Raw genomic sequence first — 24594 nt, 5'->3', positions numbered from 1 at the left:
TTCAGCTAGCCGTTCAACTCCCGCTCCAGGTCGACGCGCAGCATGTAGATGGTCGGCGTCAATCCCCGCTCGCCTGGCGTATAGAAAATGCCCGGCAATACGCCGTCTTCCTCGAGCTGCGGCAGCAGGTCGGTCATGAGGTCGTCCAGTGGGAAGGATTGCGGCTCGTAGCCGTCCCATTCGAATTCCGCGCACAGGTCGGCGAATTCGCTGGCCGGCCACATGGCGAACACCAGGGTGCCGTCATCGGTCTTGGCCAGCGCCCAGCCGTCGCGGTACAGCCCCCAGACTTCGCCGTTCTCGGCCACTTGCCGCACGAAATGCGTGTAGCGCCGCGGCGCCGGCAGGGTGACGACGTCCGCCAGTTGCTGCGCGCCCAGCTTGATTGCTGAAAGAGTGTGCTCGCTCAAGATGTCCACCGCCTTTCGTGCCTGGGCCGTGTTCGGATAGTCATGCTCTCAGCATGAGAATACTGCACATCCTGAACCGGTGGCGCAGGCAGGTCAAGCTGCGCGGCGTGAATTGGCAAGGGTGGGTGGCAGTTGATAAGATTAAAGTTTTCCACAAGCCAGCCTGACCCATCCGCCGATGTCCTTCGACCTGCTGTCCACCGGCCGCCTCGCCGGCCTGTTCTTCATTACCGCCGTCGCCGAGCTGCTCGGCTGCTACCTGCCGCTGCTGTGGATCACGGGTAAGGGTTCGGCGTGGCTGCTGCTGCCGGCGGCGCTGAGCCTGGTGGCCTTCGTCTGGTTGTTGACGCTGCATCCGGCGGCGAGCGGGCGCGTGTACGCGAGCTATGGCGCGGTGTATATCGCGACCGCGCTGGCCTGGCTGGTTGTGGTGGACGGCGTCAAGCCGATCTGGAGCGACTACCTGGGCGTGGGACTGGCGCTGCTCGGGGCCGCCTGCATCGCCCTCGGCCACCGCCAGGCCTGACCCTGCCTCAGGCCGCGATCTGCCCCAGCAGCTCCTGCACGGTCGCCAGCTGCACCGGCTTGGTGAGATGGTGGTCGAAGCCGGCCTCGTTCGACTTCTGGCGGTCGCTGTCGGCGCCCCAGCCGGTCAGGGCCACCAGCGTCATGCCTTCCAGGCCTGCCACCTGGCGCATGGCGCGAGCGGTGTCGTAGCCGTCCATGCCGGGCATGCCGATGTCGAGGAAGGCAACCTGCGGGCGGAAGGTCCGCGCCACCTCCACCGCCCCGGCGCCGTCGTGGGCCACCTGCGCGGTATAGCCGCAGGCTTCCAGGATCATCGACAGCGTGACCGCAGCGTCGACGTTGTCGTCCACCACCAGGATCTTCATGCCTTCGCCGGCTGCGCCGGTAGTGCCAGCGTGCGCGTTGTCCGCAGCGAGGCCAGCTTCATCGAGCGCTGCCAGCGGCAGGCGCACGGTGAATACGCTGCCGGCCTGCAGCCCCCTGCCTGCGGCCGAGACCCAGCCGCCGTGCATGTCCACCAGCCGGCGCACCAGCGACAGGCCGATCCCGAGGCCGCCCTGCGAGCGGTCGGTATGCTGGCCGATCTGGCTGAACATCTCGAACACGGACGACAGCGAATCCTGCGGGATGCCGATGCCGTTGTCCGACACGGCGATCACGGCTTCCCAATCGTCGACCTCCATCGACAGGCCGATGCGCCCGCCCGCCGGCGTGTACTTGGCTGCGTTGTTGAGCAGGTTGGCTACCACCTGGGCGATGCGGGTGATGTCGACGTCGGCCATCACCGGCGCTTCCGGCAGGTTGACCGACAGCTCGTGGCGGCCGCTCTCGATCAAGGGCAGGCTGGTTTCGATGGCGCTGGACAGCACGGCGCGCAGGTCGGCGCGCTCCTTCTTGAGTTCGAGCTTGCCGCCGCTGATGCGGGCGATGTCGAGCAGGTCGTCGATCAGGTGCACCATGTGGCTGACCTGGCGTTCCATCATCTCGCGCACGCGCGCCACCGTGGCCGGGTTGTCGCCTTTCAGGCGCATGACGCTCAAGCCGCTGCGGATCGGCGCCAGCGGGTTGCGCAGTTCGTGCGCGAGCGTAGCCAGGAACTCGGTCTTGCGGCGGTCCATTTCGGCCAGGTCGGCGGCCAGCTTGCGCAGGGTGTCTTCGGATTGCTTGCGGGTCGTGATGTCGCTGAACAGCAGCGCCACCTTGTAGTTGCCCGGCGCGCCGATGCGGGTGGCGTAGACGTCAAACCAGCGGCTCATGGCTGGCGCCTCGTTCTCGAAGCGTACCGGCTCGCCGGTGAGCGCCACCCGGCCATAGGTCTCGAACCAGAAGCTGTCGAGCGTGGGCAGCATCTCTTTCGCGGTCTTGCCCACCGCGTCGTGCAGGCCGGTGTGCGCCTCGAACATCTTGTTCATCTCGAGGAAGCGGTAATCGATTGGCCGTTCCTGCTCGTCGAAGATCATCTCGAAGATGCAGAAGCCCTGGTCGACCGACTCGAACAGGGTGCGGTAGCGTTCTTCGCTGGCGCGCAGCTTTTCGGCGGCGCGCTTGCTCTCGGTGGTATCGACCACGATCGCGACCAGGCCCTGGAATTCGCCGTCCGGGCCGCGTAGCGCGTTGACGCTGCTGGTGGCCGGCATCAGGCTGCCGTCGGGGCGCAGGTACTGCTTGTCGACGATGACGCCCGCTTCGCCTTCGGCCAGCCGGCGCACCGCCTCGAAGGTGACCGGCAGCGAATCGGGGGCGGTGACGTCGAACACGCTGGTCCCCAGCAGGTCGGCTTCGGAGCGTCCCACCATGTGGCAGTATTTCTGGTTGACCAGGGTGATGCGGCCTTCCGGATCCATCTGCACCACGCCGGTGGCGGCCTGGCTGACGATCTTCTCGAAACGCTCGCGGCTTTCGTACAGTTCGATCTCGGCCAGCTTGCGCTCGGTCTGGTCGACCCCGTGCACCAGGATCCCGGTGACCCTGCCTTCGGCATCGCGCAGCGGGAGGTAGACCTGGTCGACGAAACGCCGCTCGAGCGGCGCGCCCGGGCGCCGCCGCAGCATGACCGGCACGTCGGTGCCGGTAAATGGCTCGCCGGTCCGGTACACCCGGTCGAACATCTCGATGAATCCCTGGCCGGCGATCTCCGGCAGCGCTTCGCGCAGCGGCACGCCGACCGGATCGCGGCCGCCGACCAGTTCCAGGTAGCGTTCGTTGATCATCTCGAACACGTGGTCCGGGCCGCTCAGCACGCACATGAAGGCCGGCGCCTGCCGGAACACGTCTTCCATGCGGTCGTTGGCGGCGCGCAGCTGGCGCAGCAGGCGTTCGCGCTCGGCGTCGGCCTGCACCCGGGCAGTAATGTCGCGTGAGACCACCAACAGTCCGTCGCTCGGCGCGCCCACCGCGCTGATCGTGACATCCCACCACTTGGGCGTGCCCGCGGCCGTCGGGCAGGCGCCGCGGAAGCTTCCGTTGCCGATGCTGCGCGCAGCCGCGATCGCGGCGTCGATCTCGGCATGGCTGGCGGCCGGCCACAAGGTCGCCCAGACGCTGCCCACCAAGGGTGTAAGGTCGGCGATGTCCATCGCGCGCTGGCCGTTACGGTTCATGGCGACGACGCGTCCCTCGGCGTCAAGCAGCTTGACGCAGTCGGGACTGGCTTCGAAGAGGTGCAGGCCGAGGGCGGCCGGGTCGATGGTGGGGGCGGGGGTACTGCGATGCTGCATGCAATCTGTCCTTGGTGGGCCGCTGCTGCGCGAGATGGGAGGGTACCGGGCAGTATATCTGCACGGCGCGCCACACGGCGCTGGATAGACTGGTTTGTCACGAAACTGTTATCGAATCGTCACAAGGCAGTCATCTGGGCTGCCTACCATGCAGGGACTTCTCCCACAACCAACAGGACCATCCGTGAACAAGCCGCCAGACATCGCCCGTATCCCTGTCGACCATGACGACATCGATACGAACGTCTCGTCGAATGAACACTTCGGCAGCGTGCTCGAAGCGCGCCTGAGCCGCCGCAGCCTGCTGCGCGGCGGCGCCGCCTCGGCCGCCACTGCGATGCTCGGCGCGCTGGGCCTGGGCGGCTGCGGCGGTTCCAGCGACGACGCCCCGGCCACCAGCACCCCGCCGGTGGTGGTCACGCCACCGGCGGAGAAGCTGCTCGGCTTTACCGCCGTGTCCAAGAGCCTGGCCGATACTGTCGTGGTCCCGGCCGGCTACACGGCCAGCGTGCTGTACGCCATGGGCGACCCGCTCACCGCGTCCACGCCGGCGTTCAAGAACGACGGCACCGATACCGACCATGAAAACCGCGCCGGCGACCAGCACGACGGCATGGAATTCTTCCCGCTTTCCAGCCTGGGTGCGGCGTCGACCACCGCCAACGACCGCGGCCTGCTGGCGATGAACCACGAAGCGACCATCGACGAGAAGCTGTCGGCCTTCTTCCTGCACCCGAACGGCGGCACCATGAGCCTGCCGCGCCCGGCGGGGGAAGTAGACAAGGAAATGGCGCTGCATGGCCTGTCGGTGGTCGAAGTGCGCCGCACCGGCGCGAAATGGGAAACCCTGAAGGATTCCAGCTTCAACCGCCGCGTGCACCAGCAGACCGAGATCGAGATCTCGGGCCCGGTGCGCGGCAATGCGCTGGTGGTCACGAAGTATTCGAACAATGGCACCAAAATCCGCGGCACGCTGAACAACTGCGGCACCGGCAAGACCCCGTGGAACACCTATCTGTCGGGCGAAGAGAACTGGTCGGGCTATTTCACCCGCGCCAGCACGGATGATGCCGCGCGCGGCGACAAGAGCGTGGTCTCGCTCAAGCGCTACGGCCGCGACGCCGGGGCCGCCTCGCGCCATGGCTGGGAAACCGGCGGCGTGGAAGATAAATACCAGCGCTGGAACCTGGGCCGGAAGGGCGCCTCGCTCGATGGCAGCGACGACTACCGCAACGAGATGAACGGCATGGGCTATATCGTCGAGATGGATGCCTACGACAAGACCCGCGCCATCAAGAAGCGCACCGCGCTGGGCCGCTACGCGCACGAGAGCGCGGCCTTCGGCAAGGTGGTCGTGGGCCAGCCGCTGGCCGTATACATGGGCGACGATTCGCGCAACGAATACATCTTCAAGTACGTGTCGACCGCGCTGTGGACGGCTGCCGATGCGACGCCGCTGGACCGCATCGCCACCGGCGACAAATACCTCGACAACGGCAAGCTGTACGTCGCCAAGTTCCTGGCCGACGGCACGGGCCAGTGGATCGAGCTGTCGATCGCCAATCCCCTGATTGCCGCTTATGCAGCGTATAAATTCGCCGATCAGGCCGACGTGCTGGTCAACGCTCGCCTGGCGGGCGACGCCGTGGGCGCCACCAGGATGGACCGGCCGGAATGGTGCGCGGTGAACCCGGTCAATGGCGAGATTTACTTCACGCTGACCAACAACAGCAACCGCCGCGTCGAACCGAGCGGCGCGAGCCAGGCCGCGCCGGATGCCGCCAACCCGCGCGTCTACACCGACATGAAAGGCAGCACTGCGCAGGTGGGCAACCCGAATGGCCACATCATCCGCGTCAAGGAAGGCGCCGCCGGTTCGGCCGCCACCAGCTTCCGCTGGGACGTCTACCTGTTCGGCGCCGAAGCCGCCGCTGCCGCCGCCACGGTCAACCTGTCGGGCCTCTCCGCCGACCAGGACTTCTCCAGCCCGGACGGCCTGGCCTTCAGCGCCGCCACCGGCATCTGCTGGTTCCAGACCGACGATGGCGCCTACACCGATGTCACCAACTGCATGATGCTGGCCGGCGTGCCGGGCCAGGTTGGCGATGGCAAGAAAGTCACCCTGAGCCATCCGCGCGCCAACGGTACTAGCCTGAACGTGGACACCTATGTCGGCCTGGCCGCCACTCCGGATACGCTCAAGCGCTTCCTGGTCGGCCCGGTCAGTTCGGAGATCACCGGCATCGCCGAGACCCCGGACGGCAAGGCGCTGTTCGTGAACATCCAGCACCCGGGTGAAAGCACCGCGTCCGCCAACGTCGGCGATCCGAGCAAGTACACAAGCCAGTGGCCGTCGAATGCCGGCTACGGCGCCGGCAAGCGCCCGCGCTCGGCGACGATCGTCATCACCAAGAACGACGGGGGCCGTATCGGCACCTGATCGTTTCGACAAACGTTCTCCGTTTCCCTTCGGGCTGGATGCGCAGGCATCCGGCCCTTTTTTCGTTCATCGCAAGAAACGCTCGAAGCAGGCATGGCAGCATCGGGAGATGCGCAATCCAGCTGCAGGAGCAGGCCATGCCGAGCATGTCGTTATCAAATTATTTCCACATCACGCGTGCCAGCGCGCTGTACGACATCGTCGTCACCGCGCCCTTCGCCACGCCCTGGACCTTCGCCATGCTGCATGCCCAGTTATCAAGCACGAATGTCTGGCTGGGAGGCGAGCCGCTGGCGCCGTTCGCGCTGGTGAACATCCTGATCACCGGTTTGATGGGCAGCCTGGTCATGCTGTGGTCGGCCATGCGGCTGTTCCAGCCCAGCCTGGCGCTGGGGCGCTACGATGGGGCCGGGCGTTTCATGTTTGCGGGCTGGATGATCTGGGCGCTGGCCCAGGGCGGGCTGCTGCTGGTGTGGCTGTTCCTGATCCCCGAAGTGTTGTGGGGCGTGGCCCAGTTCTGGCCGGTCGAGCGGACGCAGGCCGTGGAGCGCCGCCGGCCGTCGCGCCTGCGGCTGGTCAGCCTGTCGTCAACGCCCTAAGGAAGCGGCAGCAGCGCGCCGCGTGCGGCCTTCAAAAGCGCCGCACCCATGCGCTCCAGGCGCGGCGGCTGGATGCGCCAGGCGTGCCAGTACAGCGCCACGTCCACATGCAGGTGCGGCGTCAGGTCAACCATGGTCCCGTCGAGCAGCATCGCTTCGCACTGCTCCAGCGGCAGCAGGCCGTAGCCCATGCCGAGGCGGATCGCCTGGCCATACGGGTCGCTCGCCGGCACATAGTGAAACGGATAGGCGCCTTCCGGCAGCCCGAAGTGCTTCAGCAGGAAGGCCGATTGCAGCGAATCCTTGCGGTCGAAGACCACCACCGGCGCACGTTGCGCGGCGTCGCGGTTGAAGCCATCCGGGAACCATGTGTGCGCAAAACCCTTCGAGGCCACCATCCGGTAGCGCATCAGGCCCAGCGCGCTCACCGTGCAGCCATGCATGGGCGTGGCTTCGCCCGAGATGCAGGCCACCACGCGGCCCTGCTCGAGCAGGGCGAAGGTGTGGCCCTGGTTGTCGAGCACGAATTCCACCAGCAGTTCTTCGGCGCGCAGGATCGGCGCCAGCACCGGCAGCAGCCAGGTGGCCAGCGTGTCGTTGTTCACCGCCAGCGCCACCCGCGCCGGCCCTTCGTCCATGCCCATCTCGGCCAGGAATTCCGATTCCAGCAGCGTGCTGCGGCGCAGGTATTGCAGCAGGCGAGTGCCCGGCCCAGTGGGGCGGCACGGGCGGCTGCGCACCAGCAGCGGCGTGCCGAAATCCTGCTCCAGCGCCGAGATGCGCTGCGAGACGGCGGACGGCGTGATGGCCAGCTGCACGGCGGCCAGTTCCAGGCTGCCGGTATCGACAGCGGCCATGAAGGCCGCGCTGCGGCGGGGATCGATCTGCATTGGATTAATTTTTCTTATGCGTCTTTAAATATCATGAATATATTTGAATTAGCGGGCTTTGACATGGAGCATGTCGGTTCTCGCAAGGAGTCCGCATGTTTTCGCAACAAATTTTTCTACAGGGCCTCGGCCTGGGCGCCAGCCTGATCATGGCCATCGGTGCCCAGAACGCGCACGTGATCCGCACCGCCGTGCGCGGCCAGCACGTGCTGGCCACGGTCCTCACCTGCATCGCGGTCGATGTGCTCCTGATCGCCCTCGGCATTGCCGGCCTGGGCGCGATCGTCGAAGCCTCGCCTGTGTTGCTGGCGGTGGCCCGCTATGGCGGCGCCGCCTTCCTCGTCTGGTATGGCTGGCGCTGCTGGAAGAGCAGCCTGCGCGGCGGCGCTTCGCTTGAACTCTCTGGCCAGCAAGCACAGACGCTGGGCCGCGCGCTGGCCACCGTACTCGCGCTGTCGCTGCTGAACCCGCACGTCTATCTCGACACCGTGGTGCTGCTCGGCGCCGTCGGCAGCAGCCTGGCGGGCGACGCCCGCCCCTCGTTTGCCGCGGGTGCGATGACGGCGTCGGTGCTGTGGTTCGCGGCACTTGGCCTCGGCGCGCAGCGCTATGCACAGGTGCTGGGGCGACCGGCAGTATGGCGCGCGATCGAAGCGTTTACCGGGACCCTGATGCTGGTGCTGGCCGTCCTGCTGGTGCGCCAAGCGTAAGTGGGCGGCATTGGCTACCCTTCGCTATAATCGTGTTCCGACCTTCACTTGCCGGAGCCGATCATGCGCCCCAACCTGCTGTCGATGCTGAACATCCGCTACCCGATCATCCAGGCCCCGATGGCGGGCATCTCGACCCCGGCGCTGGCGGCAGCCGTTTCGGAAGCGGGCGGCCTCGGCTCGATCGCGGTCGGCACCAGCACGCCGCAGCAGGCGCGTGCCGCCATCGCCGCCGTGCGCGAAATGACCAGCAAGCCCTTCAACGTCAACGTGTTCACCCATGCGCCCGCGACGGGCGACCCGGCGCGCGAAGCGGCCTGGTTAGCGTGGCTGCGTCCGCATTTCGCCCACTTCGGCGCCGAACCGCCGGCCGCCCTGACGGAGATCTACCGCAGCTTCATGACCGACGACGCGATGTTCGAGCTGCTGCTGGCCGAGCGCCCGGCCGTGGTCAGCTTCCACTTCGGCCTGCCGGCCCAGGTGCATATCGACGCGCTGAAGAAGGCCGGCATCGTGCTGTTCACCACTGCCACCTCGCTGGAAGAAGCGCAGCAGATCGAAGCGGCCGGCATCGATGTGATCGTCGCCCAGGGCATCGAGGCGGGTGGCCATCGCGGCATGTTCGACCCGTCCGCGTCCGATGCGGCCTTGCCCACCTTCGAGCTGCTGCGCGAGTTATCCGGCAAGGTCTCGGTGCCGCTGGTGGCCGCCGGCGGCATCATGGACGGGAAAGACATCCGCACCGCGCTGGAGAATGGCGCCAGTGCGGTCCAGATGGGCAGCGCCTTCATCGCCTGCCCGGAATCGTCGGCGCCGCCGCACCACCGCGCGCTGATCGCACAGGGCGCCGGCTTGCAGACCGAACTCACCGCCGTCATTTCGGGACGGCCGGCGCGCGGCATCGTCAACCGCCTGTTCCTCGATGCCGGCGCGCCCGGCCATCCGCCGCTGCCGGACTACCCGATCGCCTACGACGCCGCCAAGGCGCTGCACGCCGCAGCATCAAGCAAGGGCAACCAGGATTACTCCGTCAACTGGGGCGGCACCGGATTCGCGCGGGCACGCAGCATGCCGGCCGGCGAACTGGTAGCCGCGCTGGTCGCGGAGATGAACGAGACGCCCTAACCAAGCGCAAGCAAGGCCAGCGCCAGTGGGCGGCAGCGCTCCTCGATCAGCGCGTGCAGCAGTTTCACCGCCGGCGAGAACTGCTTGCGGTGCGGGCAGACCAGGCTCAGTGGGGTCGGTTCGCCCGCTACGCCAGGCAGCAGCACCTCGAGCCGTCCAGCCGCTACGTCGGCGCTGACGTCGAGCCACGACTTGTAGACGATGCCCTCCCCCGCCACTGCCCACCGGCGCACCACGTCGGCATCGTCGCTAACCAGGCGGCCCGATACCTGGATGACCCTCGCGCCCTCGCTCGAAGGAAAAATCCAGCGGTCGTAGGTGCGGCCAAGCAGCCGGTATTGCAGGCAGTTGTGTTCCGCCAGCGCATCCAGCGACCCTGGCCGTCCATGGCGGGCGATGTAGTTGGGCGAGGCTACCAGCACGCGCCGGTTGTCGGGCGCAATCGGCAACGCGATGAAACTGGCGTCGTCGATCTGCCCGTAGCGCACCGCGATATCGACCGGATCGCGGAACACGTCGGCCACCTGGTCCGACACCAGCAGCTGGATATCGAGGTTCGGGTGCGCGCGGCGGAATTCCGAGATCCATGGCAGTAGCATGTTGCGCCCGAAGTCCGACGGCGCCGCGATCTGCAGCGTACCGCTCAAGCGGGAATCATCGCCGCGCAAGCCTTCATGGCCGTCGCGCAAGGCTTGCAGCGCATCCTGCGCGAACGGCAGGTAGCGCTTGCCCTCCTCGGTCAGGCGCAGGCTGCGCGTCGAACGCGCGAACAGGCGGATGTCCAGCTCGCGCTCGAGTCTCCCGATCGCGGCGCTGGCCTGCCCGGGCAGCAGGTTGACCTCGCGCGCGGCCTTCGAAAAGCTGCCAAGGGCAGCGGTGCGCACAAACAGCGCCAGATCGTCAAACCGGATCATTTTCTCTCTGGATGTGAAAGTGAAATCGCTCCAGGCTGGTTTTTCGTTGCAGGAGACGAGATTAGAATCTCCTCCAAGTCAAACTTACCGGAGATTCAACATGAAAGCAGTAGTGTATACGCAGCACGGCCTGCCCATCAGCGACGCCGCTGCCTTGCAGGACATCGAGCTGCCGATGCCGGAGGCCGGCGCCCATGACCTGCTGGTGGAAGTGCGCGCGGTGTCGGTCAACCCGGTGGATACCAAGATCCGCCTCGGTGCGAAAGTAGACCAGCCGCGCGTGCTGGGGTGGGACGCCAGCGGTATCGTGCGCGCAGTCGGTGCTGGCGTGACCCTGTTCGCGCCGGGCGACGAAGTGTTCTACGCCGGCTCACTGGTGCGTCCCGGCTCGAACAGCCAATACCAGGCCGTGGACGAGCGCATCGTCGGCCGCAAGCCGGCCTCGATCGACTTTGCCCAGGCAGCGGCCCTGCCCCTGACCTCGATCACCGCGTGGGAACTGCTGTTCGATCGCCTGCAAGTGCCGGAGCAGGGCGGCGCCGGCAAGACGCTGCTGGTCATCGGCGCCGCGGGCGGGGTCGGTTCGATCCTGGTCCAGCTGGCGCGTACGCTCACCGGCTTGACCGTCATCGGCACCGCATCGCGCGAAGAGACCCGCAACTGGGTGCGCGAGCTCGGCGCCCACCACGTCATCGACCACACGCAGCCGCTGCGCGAACAGCTCGAGCTGCTGCGCATCCCGGCAGTGGACATCGTCATCAGCCTCACCCACACCGACCAGCATTACGCCAGCATCGTCGACGTGCTCGCGCCGCAAGGCCAGTTCGCCCTGATCGACGACCCGGCCACGCTCGACGCCGTGCCGCTCAAGCGCAAGTCGATCTCGCTGCACTGGGAACTGATGTTCACGCGCTCCATGTTCGGCACCCCGGACATGATCAAACAACACGAGCTCCTGAACCGCGTGGCCCGGATGGTCGACGACGGCACCCTGCGCACCACGCTGGGCCAGCATTTCGGGCTGATCTCGGCGGACAACCTGCGCCGTGCGCATGCGCACATCGAGAGCGGCCGCGCGGTCGGTAAAATCGTACTCGAACACTTTTAAACTCACCAAGGAACTACCTGATGGATATCCTCGCCGCCGCCCGCAAGCGCCACACCGCCAAAGCCTACGATAGCGAACGCCGCGTTCCCGAAGACCTCATGCAGCAGGTGTACGCCCTGCTGCGCCACAGCCCCTCGTCGGTGAACTCCCAGCCCTGGCATTTCATCGTCGCCAGCACGGCGCAAGGCAAAACACGCATCGCGAAAGCGGCGCAGGGCGGCTATGTCTACAACAGCGCGAAGATCCAGGATGCCTCGCATGTGATCGTGTTCTGCTCGCGCATCGACATGGATGACGCCCACCTGGAACGCCTGCTGGCGCAGGAAGGGCGCGACGGCCGCTTCCGCGACGATGCCGCCCGGGCCGGGCAGGATGCGGGCCGGCGCGGCTATGTGCGCCAGCACCGCTACGGCAGCCGCGACATGCCGCAGTGGCTGGAAAAGCAGGTCTACCTGGCGCTCGGCACCGCCCTGCTGGGCGCGGCCTCGCTCGGCATCGACGCGACGCCGATGGAAGGCTTCGACCAGAAGATCCTGGATGAAGAATTCGGCCTGCACGAGCAAGGTCTCGCCAGCGTGGTGCTGGCCAGCTTCGGCTATCACTCGGGTGCGGACTTCAATGCCGGCCTGCCGAAATCGCGCCTGCCGGAAGAAGTCACGTTTACTTTCGTGTGAGCTTGTCGCGCGCCGGACTGTCCGGCGCTGGCGGGGCGTAGTGATATTCCTTCGATGAACCGGTTGGGCAGTGCTGCATCTCCAGCACCAAGCGCTTGTAGGCGTCCCGCGGCGGCATCTTGAGCGCCGCGCGGCGCGCCTCCACCTGTTCACGGTCGTCCATCGGTTCGAAGACCAGGTCGCACATGTCGCTGCCGCGCGATACCAGCTGCGTTCCGTAGCGCTGCGGGCGCTTTTCCGCCACCGCGATCCGGTCGCTCATCAAGGCAAACAGCTGATCTACTCCCTTGCCGCTCCTGTCGGCGTCCCGTTCGATCAGCACCAGCGCCTCTTTCTGGAATGCGACATCATGGTCTGCATGCTGCGCCAGCAGCCAGGCGTCGCCTGCCGCCCGGTCGCCATGCGCCTCACGGGATGGCCAACCGCAGCGCGCGATCCATGCCTTCAGGCGTTCGGTATTGAGACGGTCGACCAGCGTCAGATGGCCGCGCAGCTTCACTTGCGCGTGACTTTCCGGGTCGAGGAAGTCGATGCGACTGCGCAGCGCCTGGTCGGCGCCCGTCATGGCCGCGAGGTCAGCGGCATAGGTGCTGCAAGCCGCGTCGGCATGGGCGGGGCTCGACATGCCCAGGCAGGCGGCCAACAGCGCGGTGGATAAGCAGGTGCGGTGCATCGTGTCTCCGAAGTATCCGGCCTAGTCTACCGAGCCGCCCTGCCCCGGTCCATGCTGGCCGCATGGAAGCGGCTTTTCCATGAAAACCGAGCGCAAGCCAATCCCGCTGCGATGCGGATAGACCTCTTCGCGCAGCGAGATAAAACCCGCGCGCTCGTAAAAGGGCACCGCGTTGAGCGAGGCCGACAGGAACAGCCGTTTCAAGCCGCGCTCCATCGCCATCGCTTCGAGCGCCGCCAGCATCCGCAGGGCGATGCCGCGTCCCTGCTGGGCCGGGTCGACGAATACCGCATCGACTTCGCCGCTGTCCAGGTTGACGATGGCGTAGCCGAGCATGCATCCATCTTCTTCCGCCACCAGCGCGCCGCCGGCGGCCACCAGCCCTGGGAGCGACTCCGGCGCCGGGCTGGCGCACCAGGTGTCGATCACCCCGGCCGGATAGTGCGAGGCGCAGGACGCGCGAACCGCACGGGTACGCAAGGTCCACAGATCGGCAAGGTCGGCCTGGGTGGCCGGGCGCTGGGTCGGCATGGCGGTCGGATCGGATGGGTGAACGCATCAGCTTAGCCGATTCCGGCAGTCGTGCGCTCATCTGCGGCGCCCGGATCGATAATGAATATCGATCCGACGAAGGCTACGGAGGCTAAAACCATGCTTCGACGACACTGTCTAGCAGCAATTGCCGCGCTCACAAGCGGGCGCCTGGCGGCGGCCAATGGCGAGGACGACCTGTGGCAGCGCCTGCAGGCCGGCGGCCATGTGCTGCTGATCCGCCATGCCGCTACCCATCCCGGCATCGGCGATCCTCCCGGTTTTCGCCTGGGCGTCTGCAGCACCCAGCGCAACCTGTCCGAGGCCGGCAAGCGTGACGCGCGTGCGATCGGCGCGGCTTTCCGCCAGCGCGGCATTTCGCTCGGGCCGGTATGGTCGAGCCGCTGGTGCCGCTGCCTCGACACCGCCCGCCTTGCCTTCGGCCGCGTGGAAGACGCCCCGATGCTCGATTCCATGTTCCGGGACAGCGAGGGGGCTGGACAGGCCAAGGTGCGCGAAACCCTCGCCCGGGTTGACGCCTATGCCGGCAAGGACAACCTGGTGCTGGTGACGCATGACGTCAACATCCGCGCACTGGTGAACGAATCGGTGGCGCAGGGGGAGATCGTGGTCGCCCGGGCCGATCGGGGAAAGCTGGACGTCATCGGCCGCCTGCGCGCGCATGTCGCCGAAAACTGACGGTCCCCATCGCCACCCGGGCGTAGAATCAGGTGTCTTTTCCATCACTGGAGTGTGCCCATGAAACGCTGGTTCCTGCTGGCCGCATTGGTGGCCACCACTGCTTCCGCCCACCACGGTTGGAGCGAATACAACGCCGACAAGCCGCTGACCCTGGCCGGCACCATCGAGGAGTCCGGCTACATGCAGCCGCACGGTTTTGTTCGCCTCAAGACGGCCGATAAAACCTGGTTGGTGGTGCTGGCGCCCCCAAGCCGTATGGAAAACCGCGGCCTGCCGAAGGAAAACCTCGCAGTCGGCGGCCAGGCCACGGTGGTGGGGTATGCCCACCGCAGCAAGGCCGATGAGCTGCGCGCCGAACGCATCACGATCAAGGACAAGACCACGGAGCTGCGCTGACCTCGCTGCAGGAGGCAGCCAGCTGGGCCGCGTCCCTGCCGCTGGCGCTGGCCCTGCGCGAACACGCCTGGCTGTACCCGATCGTCGAGACGCTCCACATCCTCGGCTTTGCCGTGCTGGTGGGAGCGGTGGCGATGTTCGACCTGCGCGTGCTCGGTTTCGGGTACCAGCTTCGCGTAAAAGCGCTGGCGCGCCACCTGCTGCCATGGTCGGCGGGCAGCATGTTGCTGGTCGTTCCTACCGGGCTGCTGTTGTTCATCGCGGATCCGCTGGCGCTGTTGGCCAACCGGGTCTTCCTGGTCAAGCTGGGCTTGATCCTGGTTGCCGGCATCAACGCCCTTGCCTTTCATGCGGGGCCTTACCGGCATGCCGACGCGTGGTCGGGCCGCGGCCCGCCAGTGGCGCTAGTGCACGCCCTGCTTTCGCTGGCCTTGTGGATCGCCGTGATTACCGCCGGACGGTTGATCGCGTATTTCTAGTCCCATAGGCGGTTGCCAAGGCGCGCCTGCCGCACTATGCTGGCCGGACCATGTGCGTCAACTATCACACCCCCACCCGCGAGCAGTTCGGCACGCTCGGCGCCTTCAGCGACTTGCCCGCCGACTGGCGCTGGCCCGACGAAGTCTGGAAAGACTACCTCGCCCCGATCATCCGCAGCGGCCGCGACGGCCTGCCGGAGCCCTGCCTGGCCAGCTACGGCATCGTGCCGCGCCGGCACATCCCGCCCGGCGTCAAGCCCTTCGACACCATGAATGCGCGCGCCGAGTCGCTGGGCGAGCGGCGTTCGTTCGCCCCAAGCTGGCGCCGGCTGCAGCTGTGCGCCGTGCCGATGGCCTGGTTCTACGAGCCCTGCTACGAAAGCGGCCGCGCGCAGCGCCATGCGATCGGGATGCAGGACGACAGCCTGTTCTTCGTGGCGGGCCTGTGGCGCGAGTGGAGCGAAGCCGATGGCTCAATGACCTCTTCGTTCACGCAGATCACGATCAATGCCGACGACCACCCGCTGATGTCGCGCATGCACAAGCCGGACGACGAGAAGCGCTCGCTGGTCGTGATCGCACCGGATGAAGTCGAGGACTGGCTGGCCTGCCGCGATGTCGAGGTGGCACGCAGCTTCCTGCGGCCGTATCCGGCCGGACGCATGAAGGACTGGGCCGCGCCGCAGACGGTGCGCAAGGCGCCCGTGGAATCGCCGAACCTGTCGCTGTTTTAATCCGGTGACGGGGTAGTGGCGGCGATGGCCTGATGCCAATCACTTGAGCGCCGCCGGCGGCTCGTAGGGTGGGCAGATTCTGCCCACGCGTTCAACCAGTGCCTGAATATAGTCGCCTTTCAACGGAGCAAAGACGATTTGAACGCGTGGGCAAGGTAATTCAGGTCAATGCCCTGAATTACGGATTGCCCACGCTACGAGTCGCCAACGGCTCTTACGTGACCTTGAGCCATGTCTGGAAGCACGCCCGCCCTACTGGCGTGCTACAGTTCTCATCATGCTGAAACGACTCGCCACCTTCGCCCTCGCCTGCACGCTCGCCAGCGCCGCCCAGGCAGCCGTTCCCCTCTACGGCTTCGTCGTCAAGAACAGCTACCCGCACGACCAGAAGGCTTTTACGCAGGGCCTGTTCTTCCGCGACGGCCACCTGTTCGAGACCACGGGCCGTGCCGGCAGTTCGTCACTGCGCAAGGTCGACCTAGGCAGCGGCAAGGTGGTGCAGAAGGCGGACATGCCGGCAGACGTGTTCGGCGAAGGCTCGACGCCGGTCGGCCAGGACATCGTGGCGCTGACCTGGACTTCGCAGGTCGGCTATGTGTTCGACATGAAGACCTTCAAGCTGAAGAACACCTTCAAGTACGCCGGCGAAGGCTGGGGCCTGGCCAGCGATGCCAAGCAGGTCTACATGAGCGATGGCAGCTCCTTCATCCGCATCCTCGCGCCAAACAGCTACAAGGAACTGCGCCGCATCCAGGTGACGCATGAAGGCAAACCGATCGCGCAGCTCAACGAGCTCGAAGTCGTCGACGGCGAATTGTTTGCGAACGTCTGGGGCAGCGACTTGATCGTCCGCATCGATCCCACTACCGGCAAGGTCAAGGGCGTGATCAACCTGGAGGGCCTGCTGCCACCCGCGCAGCGAGGCACCGCCGACCCGGACGCCGTCCTGAACGGCATCGCCTGGGACAGCAAGCGCCGGCGCCTGTTCGTCACCGGCAAGCTGTGGCCGAAGGTGTTCGAGATCGAGCTGGTGCCGCTCAAACGCTGATCACGCGCTGATTACGACCTGTCGGTCACGTCGATCACCACCTTGCCGAAGTGCGAGCCCGACTCCATGTAGCGGTAGGCCTCTTGCGCCTGTCTGAAGGGGAAGACGCGGTCGATCACGGGCTTGATGCCCGCGACGTCCGTGAAGCGCATCACGTCTTCCAGCATGCCGCGGCTGCCCACGAAAATGCCGACCAGGCGCTTGGCGGTGGCCAGCAATGAGGCCGGGTTCACTTCGCCGCCGAAGCCGCTGACGCCGCCGATGATGGCCACCGTCCCGCCCATCGCCGCCGACGACACCGAGCGGTTGACGGTTCCCTTGCCGCCCACTTCCAGCACCACGTCGGCGCCCTTGCCCTGCGTGAGGGCCAGCACTTCCTCATGCCATTCTGGGATCTCCTGGTAGTTGATCGTGTGGTGGGCTCCGAGCTCGCGCGCGCGCTGCAGCTTGTCGTCGCTCGACGAGGTGATGATGGTGCGCAGGCCGGCCGCCTTGGCCAGCTGCATGCCCAGCACCGAGACGCCGCCGGTCCCGAGCAGCAGCACGGTGTCGCCCGGCTTGATGCCGTTACTGGAGACAAAAATCGCATTCCAGGCAGTGACGCCGGCGCAGGGCATGGTAGACGCTTCCAGGAAGCTCAGGCTGGCCGGGATCTTCGCCAGCGCGTCTTCGTGCAGCACGACTTCTTCGGCCAGCATGCCGTCGATGTCGCCGCCCAGCGAACGGCGGATTCTCTCGGCCGAGGTCCTTCCGTCCGCCCAGTGCGGAAAGAACGAGCCGACGACGCGGTCGCCGACCTGCACGCGCGTGACGCCCGGCCCGGTCGCCAGCACTTCGCCGGCGCCGTCCGAACAGGGGATGATCGGGTCGTCCACGTTGACGAGGTAGTTACCGCTGGCGACCATCAGGTCGCGGTAGTTGAGCGACACCGCATGCACGCGGATGCGCACCTCGCCCGGCGCCAGGGCGCGGTCGGGATAATCCACACACTGCAGCCCGTCGATGTTTGCGCCGGGAAGAATCTGGTAAGCCCGCATGGGGTTCTCCTTGAAAAACAGCTTGTCGTTGGCTCCGAATCCGGCCGGGTTGAACACACTTGGACAGGACCGCCGGATCGGCGCGCCAGCCAGACGCATTGTTCGGTATTGTGGTCAATGCAGCAACATTCACCTCCATGCTTTCTTTTACCAAATCACCAGGGGACCTCATGCAAAACTGGACCACGACACTACAGCGCGGCCTCGTCTCCGGCGCCGCTTCCAGCATTCTCTCGACGGTGGCGCTGGCCATCGTCGGCAAGAAGGAAACCGGCAGCGCATTCGCACCGACCAATGCAGTCAGCCACTACGTGCATGGCGACAAGGCCGCGCGCCACAGCGGGCCGTCGATGCGCTACACCGTGCCGGGCTACCTGATCCACCACGCCAGCTCCACCTTCTGGTCGATCGTGTTCGAAAAAGTGGCAGGGAAATATCTTGACCGTAAAACGCCGGTCGGCATCCTGACCGCGTCGGCCGCCACCTCGGCCTTTGCCGCCTTTGCCGACTACAAGCTCACACCCAAGCGCCTGCAACCGGGCTACGAAAAGCACATTTCCACGCCGGGCCTGGCAATCGTGTACGCGGCCCTGGCGCTGGGCCTGGCTGCCGGCACCGCCCTGACGCGCAAGGATGAACCGCCGCCGCCCTCAGTCTAGGTCAGACAGAAAAAACGCGCCGTCCGGTCTCCGGAGGGCGCGTGATGCTCTACAAATGCGCCCGGCAGAACCGCCGGGCCAGAATCACCAGGGCGAATCAGTGCGCGACCGCCTTCTTGCCGCGCATGCGCTGCACCAGGGTCACGGCCATCAGCACCAGGGCGCCGACGATGATGCCGGCAATCGCATCGACCACCGTCGGGGCAATCGCCGCCAGCACGCCGCCTACGCCAGGCACGCCGGCTACCATGCCGGCTGTGCTTTCCGAAAAATGGTGCAGCGGCGCCCAGGCGTGGGCGATGATGCCGCCGCCGACCATGAACATGGCCGCAGTGCCGACCACCGACAGGAATTTCATCAGGCGCGGCGCAGTCGCCAGCAGCAGCTTGCCGGTGTTGCGCGCCAGTCCGCCGGTCTTCTGGCTCAGGTAAAGGCCGGCATCGTCCATCTTGACGATGGCCGCCACCAGGCCGTACACGCCGATCGTCATCGCCAGCGCAATGGTGACCAGCACCATGACCTGCTGGCTGAAGGGCGCGTTTTCCACGGTGCCCAGGGCGATCACGATGATTTCCGCCGACAGGATGAAGTCGGTGCGAATCGCACCCTTGATCTTGTCCTTCTCCAGCGCGACCATGTCGACCGCCGGATTGGCCAGCGCGGCCGTGAGCTCGGCCTTGTGCCGGGCGTCTTCTTCCTTGTGCAGGAATTTGTGGGCGAGCTTTTCTGCGCCCTCGAAGCACAGGAAGGCGCCGCCGATCACCAAGAGCGGGGTGATCAGCCAGGGAACGAAGGCCGAGATGGCCAGCGCCGCCGGTACCAGGATCGCCTTGTTCTTGAACGAGCCCTTGGCCACCGACCACACCACCGGGATCTCGCGCTCGGCATTCACGCCGGTCACTTGCTGGGCGTTCAGGGCCAGGTCGTCGCCGAGCACGCCGGCGGTTTTCTTCACCGCCACCTTGCTCATCACCGCCACGTCGTCGAGGACGCTTGCGATATCGTCCAGTAATAACAGCAGACTGCCAGCCATCGATTGCTCCAATTGTGTCAAGTTTGCATCATCTTACCCGAGGCGGGAATTGCAGTCACACGGTTCAGCGCGGCTTTTTGCATTCCAGTCGCGGAAATCTGCATCTCGTCGCTTTTGGCAGGCACTGGCGCGAGGACGTACGTATATTGCACACTGTTGGCTGCGGTACTGCAGCCTCGCCCACCGAAGGAGACGCCATGAATATCGAATCGACCCTGCAAGCAACCCAGGTTGCCGCACCTGTGCGCCGCGCTCGTCCGCCGAAACGCAAGACCCGTATCACGATCTACCTCGACGACGAAGTCCTGAACGAATTCCGCAACCTGTCCGAGCGCTGCGGCACCGGCTACCAGACCCTGATCAATGCCGCCCTGCGCCACCGCCTGGCCGCGCCGGTCGGTGAAACCGGGCTCGCCTGACGCCTCGCCTGCGCATTGCCTGAAGCCTGGTTTGAAGCGCGCCTGAATTCGCCTCCCGGGAGCGAGATTACACATAGCAATATTTATGCTAATCTTCCCGCTCTTTTAACCCCGGAGAGACTTATGAAAAAAGGCGAACTGATCGCGGAATTCGCGAAGCGCACCGAGATGTCTGGCGCGGCCGCCAATAGCGCCGTGAACACGATCCTCGAGATCATCACCGAGCGCCTGAAGAAAGGTGACACCGTCGGCATCACCGGCTTCGGCACCTTCTCGGTCACCAAGCGCGCCGCGCGCAAGGGCCGCAACCCGGCAACCGGCGACGTCATCAAGATCGCTGCATCGAAGTCGCCACGCTTTGCTGCCGGCGCTACGCTGAAAGCTGCTGTCAATCCAAAGAAGAAGTAAGGCAGTACCCAGGGCTCGCGCTGCGCTCCGTCACCGGATGCGCGCGCCGGCCCCTTTTCGTTTCCCCCCTTTTTTCCTCATTCCCCCGCCTGCAGCATGAGCTTCGCCACCTGGATCGCCTTTGTCATCGCCGGCACCCTGATCGCCATTTCGCCCGGCTCCGGCGCCGTGCTGTCGATGTCGCACGGGCTTGCCTACGGCCTGAAGAAAGCCAGCGCCACCGTGCTCGGCCTGCAATTCGGGCTGATCCTGGTGCTGGTCATCGCCGGCGCCGGCGTCGGTTCGCTGCTGCTGGCATCAAGCCTGGCCTTCACCATCGTCAAGACCATCGGCGCGCTCTACCTGATCTGGCTCGGCATCCAGTCCTGGCGTGCCAGGGCCGAAGCGACCTCGGTGGACACCGCCGGACTGGCCGCGCACCCGAGCTTCGGCAAGCGCGTGATGACCGGCTTCCTGACCAATTCCACCAACCCGAAGGGCATCATCTTCATGGTGGCGGTGCTGCCGCAGTTCATCTCCAAGGAGGCGCCCCTGCTGCCGCAGCTGGCGATCCTGGGCGTGACGATGGTGACCATCGACTCGATCGTGATGCACGGCTATGCCGCACTGGCTTCGTCGATGCAGCGCTTCTTCCGCGACGTGCGCGCCGTGAAACTCCAGAACCGCATCTTCGGGGCCGTGCTGGTGATCATGGGCGCGCTGCTTTTCCTGGTCGAGCCGGGCCGCCGCGCCGCCTGAGCGCTTGTGAAAAATTCCTCCATGGCTGCGTTGCCTCGTCTCGCCGTACTAGCGTACTGTCTTCGACTCAGCGGCGGATTGCCGCACCACTTGCCCTGAAGGTTTTTTCACAAGCGCTGAGGGTGGTTCCGTGTATCCGTTACACAGCAGTTGCAACTTTCTGTAAGTACCGTAGCTGCTGCGCGTCCCTGTGCGTTGTAATCTGGTAGCCGCACCTCGTCCACGCCTTTTGCCCACCGCCAGCCGGAGCACACCATGAACAACCGATTCGCCAAGACTGCCGTGATGCTCGCGCTCGCGGCACTATCCACTGTCGCGCCGGCACAGGACACGCGGCTCGATACCGAGCCGCCGGGCCGGGTCGGCCGCGTCTCGCTGGCACAGGGCAAGGTCAGCATCAGCACCGGCGTGGGCGACACCGCCACCGAGGCCCTGGTGAACTGGCCGGTCACCACCCGCAACCTGGTCACCACCGCGGCGAACGGTCGCACCGAACTGCGCATCGGCTCGACCGCGATCCGCGTCGACGGCGACAGCTCGCTCGAAGTCACCGAGCTCGATGACGACAGCATGCGCCTGCGCCTGCATTACGGCAGCGCCAGCATCCGCATCCTGAGCGAAGACGTGCTGCCCGAATTCGAGCTGGTCACGCCGCAGGGACGCGTGCGCATGCTGCAACCGGGCCGCCTGCGGGTGGATGCCGAGCGCGTGCGCGACACCAGCGTGGTAAGCGTGTTCGATGGCGAAGCCCAGGTCGACGGCGGGGGCGCCAGCCTGACGGTGCGCGCCGGCCGCAGCGCCGAACTGCGCGACGACGACGTGCGAACCCTGCAGGCCCGGCGCGACGGGTTCGACGACTGGGCGCTGGCGCGCGACCGCCAGGACGACAGCGCGCGCTCGACCCGCTATGTCACCACCGAGATGACCGGCTACGAAGAGCTGGACCGCCACGGCAGCTGGCAGGACGACGTCGAATACGGCGCGCTGTGGATCCCGCAGGTTGCCTCCAGCTGGGTGCCCTACCGCGACGGCCGCTGGACGTATATCGCCCCGTGGGGCTGGACCTGGGTCGACAACGCGCCCTGGGGCTATGCGCCCTCGCACTACGGCCGTTGGGTGCACGTGAGGAACCGCTGGGCCTGGGCGCCCGGCCACCGCGAGCGCCGCCCGATCTGGGCGCCGGCGCTGGTCGGCTGGGTCGGCGGCAGCGGCTGGAACGTCAATTTCAATGTGCACGGTTCGCGTCCGGCGACCGGCTGGTATCCGCTCGGTCCGGGCGACCATTTCGTGCCGGGCTACCGCCTGTCGGACGAGCGCCTGCGTCGGCTGAATGCCTGGCGCGACCGCGACGGCCGCCGCGACCGCAAGAACGATGACCGCCGCGACGACCACCGCCGCGACCGCGACGGTGACCGTAGCGACGGACCGGGCAAGCCCGACTACCGCCAGCGCGGGCTGACCGTGGTCCCGCACGCGAACTTCGGCGGGCGCGGGCAGGTCGTGGTGTCGAACGTGCCGCGTGCGACCCTGTCGCCGCAGGCCGTGCCAAGTGCTGCGGGCGCCGCACCGCCGCCGCCGCAGGGCTGGCGCGGTGCCGGCGCACGCCGCGACGCCGACCGCGACGGCATCCCCGACCGCATCGACCGCGACCGCGACGGCGATGGGATCCGCAACCGCGTCGACCGTGATCGTGACGGCGACGGTATCCCGAACCGCATCGACCGCGATGGCCGCGAGCGCGATCGCTTCGAGCGCGGCCAGCGCCAGCCGGTGCTGACGACCAACCCGGCGCCGCGTGCCCCGGTGGCGGCAGCGCCTGCCCCGCAGGTACCGTTCCAGCCGGGCGTGATCACGGAGGCGCCGCCCCCTGCAGCGGCGGTGGTGCAGCCATCCCGTCCACAAGCCTGGCGTGGTGTCGAGCGCGATGACCAACGCGCCGGCACCGAACGCGGCGAGCGAGGGGATCGCGGCGACCGGGGTGAGCGCGGCGATCGTTTCGAGGGCCGCCGCGAGCGCCAGCAGCCGCCGGTAGCGATGCCGCAGCCACAGGTGCAGATGCAGGCACCGCAGGCCCAGGCCGTGGCCCCGCCGCCACGCCCTGCCGCCCCGCCGCCGCAAGCCTTCTCGCCGCCGCCGCAGCAGCGTGCCGCCTCGCCGGCGCCGGCACCTGAACAGTCAGGCCCGCCGCCGGGCCGCCAGCGGGAGGGACGCACGCGCAGCGAAGAGCGCGGCGTCCGCCAGCAGGAGCGCTGACAGCGAGAGCCGGATGGAGACATCCGGCTCTTTTTACATCCGGATGCCGTCCATCCCTTGGTTTGCCCCGCCCGTCGCGGCATACTGCCGTTTATCTCATTGCGCTCGCGGCCCGGGCCCGGCCTGGGTAAAGTGGCATCACTCGCTCGAGGCAGCAACGCTGCTCCGAGCGGCCCGAATGTCCCGCTATTTCTCCAGGTAAAAGAAATAGTTCAGGCCGGCCACAGCGCCGGCCTCTTTTTTTCCCGCAGTGCAGCCCACAATTGAAGCAGCTACAATGCTGCTTTGCACAGGACGAAAAGCCATGGACCCGAAAGATAGCCTCATCGACTCGAAAGATTCCCTCATTGAATACCCGAGCGACTTCCCGATCAAGGTGATGGGGCCGACGCACATCGACTTCGCGCCGACGATCATCGAGGTTGTGACCGGGTTCGATCCGACTTTCCATGCCGGCAAGGTGGAGACCCGCCCTTCGTCGAAAGGCAACTACACCGGCCTGACCGTCACCGTCTGGGTCACCAGCCGCGAGATGCTGGACGAGGTCTACCGCGCCCTGTCGACCCATCCCATGGTCAAGATGGTGCTGTAAAGCCACAGCGGGCCGGCTGCGGCGGAGCGCGGGCCTTCGCGCTGCCTTATAATGACGGGGCTGTCCATATTCCCGCTTGATACCCATGCTCCCGACCCGTCCTGCCACGCCGCTCATCCGCGAGCTCGGCCGCGCCGACTACGAACCGACTTTCGCTGCGATGCGCGCCTTTACCGACGCGCGCACGCCCGAGTCGCAGGACGAGCTGTGGATCGTCGAGCACCCGCCCGTGTTTACGCTGGGCCTGGGCGCCGACCGCGCCCACGTGCTGGCGCCGCATGGCGTGCCCGTCGTCCAGACCGACCGCGGCGGCGAAGTGACCTACCACGGCCCCGGCCAGGTCGTGATCTACCTCCTGATGGACCTGCGCCGCAACAAACCAGGCGGCAAGCTGTATGCGCGCCAGTTTGTGGAGAAAATCGAACAGGCGGTCATCGACGTGCTGGCGGCGTATAATCTCGCGGGCGAACGCGTTGCCGGGGCACCCGGCATCTACATGGCAGGCGGCCCGCGCAAAGGCGCGAAGATCGCCGCCCTCGGCCTCAAGGTACGCGGCAACGGCTGCACCTACCATGGGGTCTCGCTGAACGTGGCGATGGACCTGGCCCCGTTCACCTGGATCAACCCGTGCGGTTACTCTGGCCTGGCCACGGTCGACATGCGCACGATGGGTGTGGAAGCCCCGCTGGAGGATGTCCAGCAGGCGCTGGCGCAGCAGCTGGTGCGCCAACTGGCATCGGTCGAAGCGACTGAGCCGGCAACGAACAACCTCTAATG

At 66.5% G+C, this 24594-nt stretch carries 27 protein-coding genes; 19 read left to right on the top strand and 8 right to left on the bottom strand.

The features are described 5' to 3' along the window. Positions 1-5: 5 nt before the first annotated feature. A complete protein-coding gene (locus HGB41_RS18520) occupies positions 6-410 on the bottom strand; it encodes a DUF2750 domain-containing protein (protein ID WP_212761018.1) in 405 nt (134 codons plus the stop codon). A gap of 178 nt (positions 411-588) precedes the next feature. On the opposite strand from HGB41_RS18520, the gene HGB41_RS18515 reads away from it, so the two are divergent. Continuing rightward, positions 589-936, top strand: coding sequence for a YnfA family protein (locus HGB41_RS18515; RefSeq protein ID WP_171087172.1), 348 nt, complete (start codon positions 589-591; stop codon positions 934-936). Between the two features lie 7 nt (positions 937-943). On the opposite strand, the gene HGB41_RS18510 is transcribed toward HGB41_RS18515, so the two are convergent. After that, positions 944-3655 carry a PAS domain-containing hybrid sensor histidine kinase/response regulator gene (locus HGB41_RS18510; protein ID WP_171087170.1) on the bottom strand — a complete coding sequence of 904 codons (2712 nt, stop codon included), beginning with the start codon at positions 3653-3655 and terminating at the stop codon, positions 944-946. A 184-nt stretch (positions 3656-3839) separates the two neighbouring features. Here HGB41_RS18510 and HGB41_RS18505 point away from each other — a divergent pair, with 184 nt between their 5' ends. After that, positions 3840-6095 (top strand): PhoX family protein, encoded by a 2256-nt coding sequence (locus tag HGB41_RS18505; protein WP_371868548.1) that lies wholly within the window; start codon positions 3840-3842, stop codon positions 6093-6095. Between the two features lie 137 nt (positions 6096-6232). Continuing rightward, positions 6233-6694, top strand: a complete 462-nt coding sequence (locus tag HGB41_RS18500; RefSeq protein ID WP_212761017.1) for a hypothetical protein — start codon at positions 6233-6235, stop codon at positions 6692-6694. Here HGB41_RS18500 and HGB41_RS18495 read toward each other — a convergent pair. Further along, complete coding sequence (locus tag HGB41_RS18495) at positions 6691-7584, bottom strand: LysR family transcriptional regulator ArgP (protein WP_171087166.1); 894 nt, start codon at positions 7582-7584, stop codon at positions 6691-6693. The genes HGB41_RS18500 and HGB41_RS18495 overlap by 4 nt on opposite strands. A 95-nt stretch (positions 7585-7679) precedes the next feature. On the opposite strand from HGB41_RS18495, the gene HGB41_RS18490 reads away from it, so the two are divergent. Further along, the gene (locus HGB41_RS18490) at positions 7680-8294 is read left to right on the top strand and encodes a LysE/ArgO family amino acid transporter (RefSeq protein WP_171087164.1); all 615 of its coding nucleotides are present in this window, start codon (positions 7680-7682) and stop codon (positions 8292-8294) included. Between the two features lie 63 nt (positions 8295-8357). Further along, positions 8358-9419 carry an NAD(P)H-dependent flavin oxidoreductase gene (locus HGB41_RS18485; RefSeq protein ID WP_171087163.1) on the top strand — a complete coding sequence of 354 codons (1062 nt, stop codon included), beginning with the start codon at positions 8358-8360 and terminating at the stop codon, positions 9417-9419. Here the strand turns inward: HGB41_RS18485 and HGB41_RS18480 are convergent. Beyond that, on the bottom strand, positions 9416-10333 hold the full coding sequence (locus HGB41_RS18480; protein WP_171087161.1) for a LysR family transcriptional regulator: 918 nt from the start codon (positions 10331-10333) through the stop codon (positions 9416-9418). The genes HGB41_RS18485 and HGB41_RS18480 overlap by 4 nt on opposite strands. A gap of 100 nt (positions 10334-10433) precedes the next feature. Here HGB41_RS18480 and HGB41_RS18475 point away from each other — a divergent pair, with 100 nt between their 5' ends. Continuing rightward, a complete protein-coding gene (locus HGB41_RS18475; RefSeq protein WP_171087159.1) occupies positions 10434-11441 on the top strand; it encodes a zinc-binding alcohol dehydrogenase family protein in 1008 nt (335 codons plus the stop codon). Positions 11442-11461: 20 nt separating this feature from the next. Beyond that, positions 11462-12115, top strand: a complete 654-nt coding sequence (gene nfsB / locus HGB41_RS18470; RefSeq protein ID WP_171087158.1) for an oxygen-insensitive NAD(P)H nitroreductase — start codon at positions 11462-11464, stop codon at positions 12113-12115. On the opposite strand, the gene HGB41_RS18465 is transcribed toward nfsB, so the two are convergent. Beyond that, a complete protein-coding gene (locus tag HGB41_RS18465) occupies positions 12102-12788 on the bottom strand; it encodes a DUF6624 domain-containing protein (RefSeq protein WP_171087157.1) in 687 nt (228 codons plus the stop codon). The two genes, nfsB and HGB41_RS18465, sit on opposite strands and share 14 nt — an antisense overlap. 21 nt (positions 12789-12809) lie before the next feature. Continuing rightward, entirely contained in the window at positions 12810-13319 is a 510-nt protein-coding gene (locus HGB41_RS18460) for a GNAT family N-acetyltransferase (protein WP_171087156.1), read from the bottom strand. A 120-nt stretch (positions 13320-13439) separates the two neighbouring features. Here HGB41_RS18460 and HGB41_RS18455 point away from each other — a divergent pair, with 120 nt between their 5' ends. The 5 genes from HGB41_RS18455 to HGB41_RS18435 all read left to right on the top strand — a co-directional run bounded on the left by HGB41_RS18455 (position 13440) and on the right by HGB41_RS18435 (position 16678). Further along, entirely contained in the window at positions 13440-14018 is a 579-nt protein-coding gene (locus HGB41_RS18455) for a histidine phosphatase family protein (RefSeq protein WP_171087155.1), read from the top strand. Between the two features lie 60 nt (positions 14019-14078). Then, entirely contained in the window at positions 14079-14417 is a 339-nt protein-coding gene (locus tag HGB41_RS18450) for a DUF6152 family protein (RefSeq protein WP_171087153.1), read from the top strand. Positions 14418-14551: 134 nt separating this feature from the next. Next, positions 14552-14896 carry a hypothetical protein gene (locus HGB41_RS18445; protein WP_229423112.1) on the top strand — a complete coding sequence of 115 codons (345 nt, stop codon included), beginning with the start codon at positions 14552-14554 and terminating at the stop codon, positions 14894-14896. Positions 14897-14946: 50 nt separating this feature from the next. After that, positions 14947-15630 carry an SOS response-associated peptidase gene (locus HGB41_RS18440; RefSeq protein ID WP_171087151.1) on the top strand — a complete coding sequence of 228 codons (684 nt, stop codon included), beginning with the start codon at positions 14947-14949 and terminating at the stop codon, positions 15628-15630. A 277-nt stretch (positions 15631-15907) separates the two neighbouring features. Then, positions 15908-16678, top strand: coding sequence for a glutaminyl-peptide cyclotransferase (locus HGB41_RS18435; protein ID WP_171087149.1), 771 nt, complete (start codon positions 15908-15910; stop codon positions 16676-16678). An 11-nt stretch (positions 16679-16689) separates the two neighbouring features. Here HGB41_RS18435 and HGB41_RS18430 read toward each other — a convergent pair whose 3' ends face one another. Beyond that, complete coding sequence (locus HGB41_RS18430; protein WP_171087147.1) at positions 16690-17715, bottom strand: zinc-dependent alcohol dehydrogenase family protein; 1026 nt, start codon at positions 17713-17715, stop codon at positions 16690-16692. Positions 17716-17885: 170 nt separating this feature from the next. On the opposite strand from HGB41_RS18430, the gene HGB41_RS18425 reads away from it, so the two are divergent. Continuing rightward, positions 17886-18374: a hypothetical protein gene (locus HGB41_RS18425; protein WP_171087145.1), complete on the top strand. Its 489-nt coding sequence runs from the start codon at positions 17886-17888 to the stop codon at positions 18372-18374. Positions 18375-18471: 97 nt separating this feature from the next. Here HGB41_RS18425 and HGB41_RS18420 read toward each other — a convergent pair whose 3' ends face one another. Continuing rightward, complete coding sequence (locus tag HGB41_RS18420; RefSeq protein ID WP_171087143.1) at positions 18472-19407, bottom strand: DUF808 domain-containing protein; 936 nt, start codon at positions 19405-19407, stop codon at positions 18472-18474. A gap of 197 nt (positions 19408-19604) precedes the next feature. Here HGB41_RS18420 and HGB41_RS18415 point away from each other — a divergent pair, with 197 nt between their 5' ends. The 6 genes from HGB41_RS18415 (at position 19605) to lipB (ending at position 24592) form a co-directional block, all read left to right on the top strand. Next, a complete protein-coding gene (locus HGB41_RS18415) occupies positions 19605-19826 on the top strand; it encodes a BrnA antitoxin family protein (protein WP_171087141.1) in 222 nt (73 codons plus the stop codon). A 123-nt stretch (positions 19827-19949) separates the two neighbouring features. After that, positions 19950-20234 (top strand): HU family DNA-binding protein, encoded by a 285-nt coding sequence (locus tag HGB41_RS18410; protein WP_171087140.1) that lies wholly within the window; start codon positions 19950-19952, stop codon positions 20232-20234. A gap of 96 nt (positions 20235-20330) precedes the next feature. Further along, the gene (locus HGB41_RS18405) at positions 20331-20972 is read left to right on the top strand and encodes a LysE family transporter (RefSeq protein ID WP_171087138.1); all 642 of its coding nucleotides are present in this window, start codon (positions 20331-20333) and stop codon (positions 20970-20972) included. Positions 20973-21227: 255 nt separating this feature from the next. After that, positions 21228-23225 carry a DUF6600 domain-containing protein gene (locus HGB41_RS18400; protein WP_171087136.1) on the top strand — a complete coding sequence of 666 codons (1998 nt, stop codon included), beginning with the start codon at positions 21228-21230 and terminating at the stop codon, positions 23223-23225. A gap of 304 nt (positions 23226-23529) precedes the next feature. After that, positions 23530-23817, top strand: a complete 288-nt coding sequence (locus tag HGB41_RS18395) for a DUF493 family protein (RefSeq protein WP_171087134.1) — start codon at positions 23530-23532, stop codon at positions 23815-23817. Positions 23818-23902: 85 nt separating this feature from the next. Beyond that, a complete protein-coding gene (gene lipB, locus HGB41_RS18390; protein WP_171087132.1) occupies positions 23903-24592 on the top strand; it encodes a lipoyl(octanoyl) transferase LipB in 690 nt (229 codons plus the stop codon). Positions 24593-24594 lie beyond the last annotated feature (2 nt).

This window comes from Telluria aromaticivorans (assembly GCF_013003915.1).
In the GTDB taxonomy this organism is placed as follows: domain Bacteria; phylum Pseudomonadota; class Gammaproteobacteria; order Burkholderiales; family Burkholderiaceae_D; genus Telluria; species Telluria aromaticivorans.
Note: the sequence above shows the minus strand (reverse complement) of the source record. Positions and strands in the feature narration are given on the sequence as shown.

Coding starts and splice junctions, on each gene's coding strand:
- HGB41_RS18450 (WP_171087153.1), top strand. CDS start 14,079: ATGAAACGCTGGTTCCTGCTGGCCGCATTGGTGGCCACCACTGCTTCC.
- HGB41_RS18485 (WP_171087163.1), top strand. CDS start 8,358: ATGCGCCCCAACCTGCTGTCGATGCTGAACATCCGCTACCCGATCATC.
- HGB41_RS18465 (WP_171087157.1), bottom strand. CDS start 12,788: ATGCACCGCACCTGCTTATCCACCGCGCTGTTGGCCGCCTGCCTGGGC.
- HGB41_RS18420 (WP_171087143.1), bottom strand. CDS start 19,407: ATGGCTGGCAGTCTGCTGTTATTACTGGACGATATCGCAAGCGTCCTC.
- HGB41_RS18415 (WP_171087141.1), top strand. CDS start 19,605: ATGAATATCGAATCGACCCTGCAAGCAACCCAGGTTGCCGCACCTGTG.
- HGB41_RS18435 (WP_171087149.1), top strand. CDS start 15,908: ATGCTGAAACGACTCGCCACCTTCGCCCTCGCCTGCACGCTCGCCAGC.
- HGB41_RS18425 (WP_171087145.1), top strand. CDS start 17,886: ATGCAAAACTGGACCACGACACTACAGCGCGGCCTCGTCTCCGGCGCC.
- HGB41_RS18510 (WP_171087170.1), bottom strand. CDS start 3,655: ATGCAGCATCGCAGTACCCCCGCCCCCACCATCGACCCGGCCGCCCTC.
- HGB41_RS18430 (WP_171087147.1), bottom strand. CDS start 17,715: ATGCGGGCTTACCAGATTCTTCCCGGCGCAAACATCGACGGGCTGCAG.
- HGB41_RS18410 (WP_171087140.1), top strand. CDS start 19,950: ATGAAAAAAGGCGAACTGATCGCGGAATTCGCGAAGCGCACCGAGATG.
- nfsB (WP_171087158.1), top strand. CDS start 11,462: ATGGATATCCTCGCCGCCGCCCGCAAGCGCCACACCGCCAAAGCCTAC.
- HGB41_RS18455 (WP_171087155.1), top strand. CDS start 13,440: ATGCTTCGACGACACTGTCTAGCAGCAATTGCCGCGCTCACAAGCGGG.
- HGB41_RS18405 (WP_171087138.1), top strand. CDS start 20,331: ATGAGCTTCGCCACCTGGATCGCCTTTGTCATCGCCGGCACCCTGATC.
- HGB41_RS18515 (WP_171087172.1), top strand. CDS start 589: ATGTCCTTCGACCTGCTGTCCACCGGCCGCCTCGCCGGCCTGTTCTTC.
- HGB41_RS18480 (WP_171087161.1), bottom strand. CDS start 10,333: ATGATCCGGTTTGACGATCTGGCGCTGTTTGTGCGCACCGCTGCCCTT.
- HGB41_RS18395 (WP_171087134.1), top strand. CDS start 23,530: ATGGACCCGAAAGATAGCCTCATCGACTCGAAAGATTCCCTCATTGAA.
- HGB41_RS18475 (WP_171087159.1), top strand. CDS start 10,434: ATGAAAGCAGTAGTGTATACGCAGCACGGCCTGCCCATCAGCGACGCC.
- HGB41_RS18445 (WP_229423112.1), top strand. CDS start 14,552: ATGTTCGACCTGCGCGTGCTCGGTTTCGGGTACCAGCTTCGCGTAAAA.
- HGB41_RS18400 (WP_171087136.1), top strand. CDS start 21,228: ATGAACAACCGATTCGCCAAGACTGCCGTGATGCTCGCGCTCGCGGCA.
- HGB41_RS18440 (WP_171087151.1), top strand. CDS start 14,947: ATGTGCGTCAACTATCACACCCCCACCCGCGAGCAGTTCGGCACGCTC.
- HGB41_RS18460 (WP_171087156.1), bottom strand. CDS start 13,319: ATGCCGACCCAGCGCCCGGCCACCCAGGCCGACCTTGCCGATCTGTGG.
- lipB (WP_171087132.1), top strand. CDS start 23,903: ATGCTCCCGACCCGTCCTGCCACGCCGCTCATCCGCGAGCTCGGCCGC.
- HGB41_RS18500 (WP_212761017.1), top strand. CDS start 6,233: ATGCCGAGCATGTCGTTATCAAATTATTTCCACATCACGCGTGCCAGC.
- HGB41_RS18490 (WP_171087164.1), top strand. CDS start 7,680: ATGTTTTCGCAACAAATTTTTCTACAGGGCCTCGGCCTGGGCGCCAGC.
- HGB41_RS18495 (WP_171087166.1), bottom strand. CDS start 7,584: ATGCAGATCGATCCCCGCCGCAGCGCGGCCTTCATGGCCGCTGTCGAT.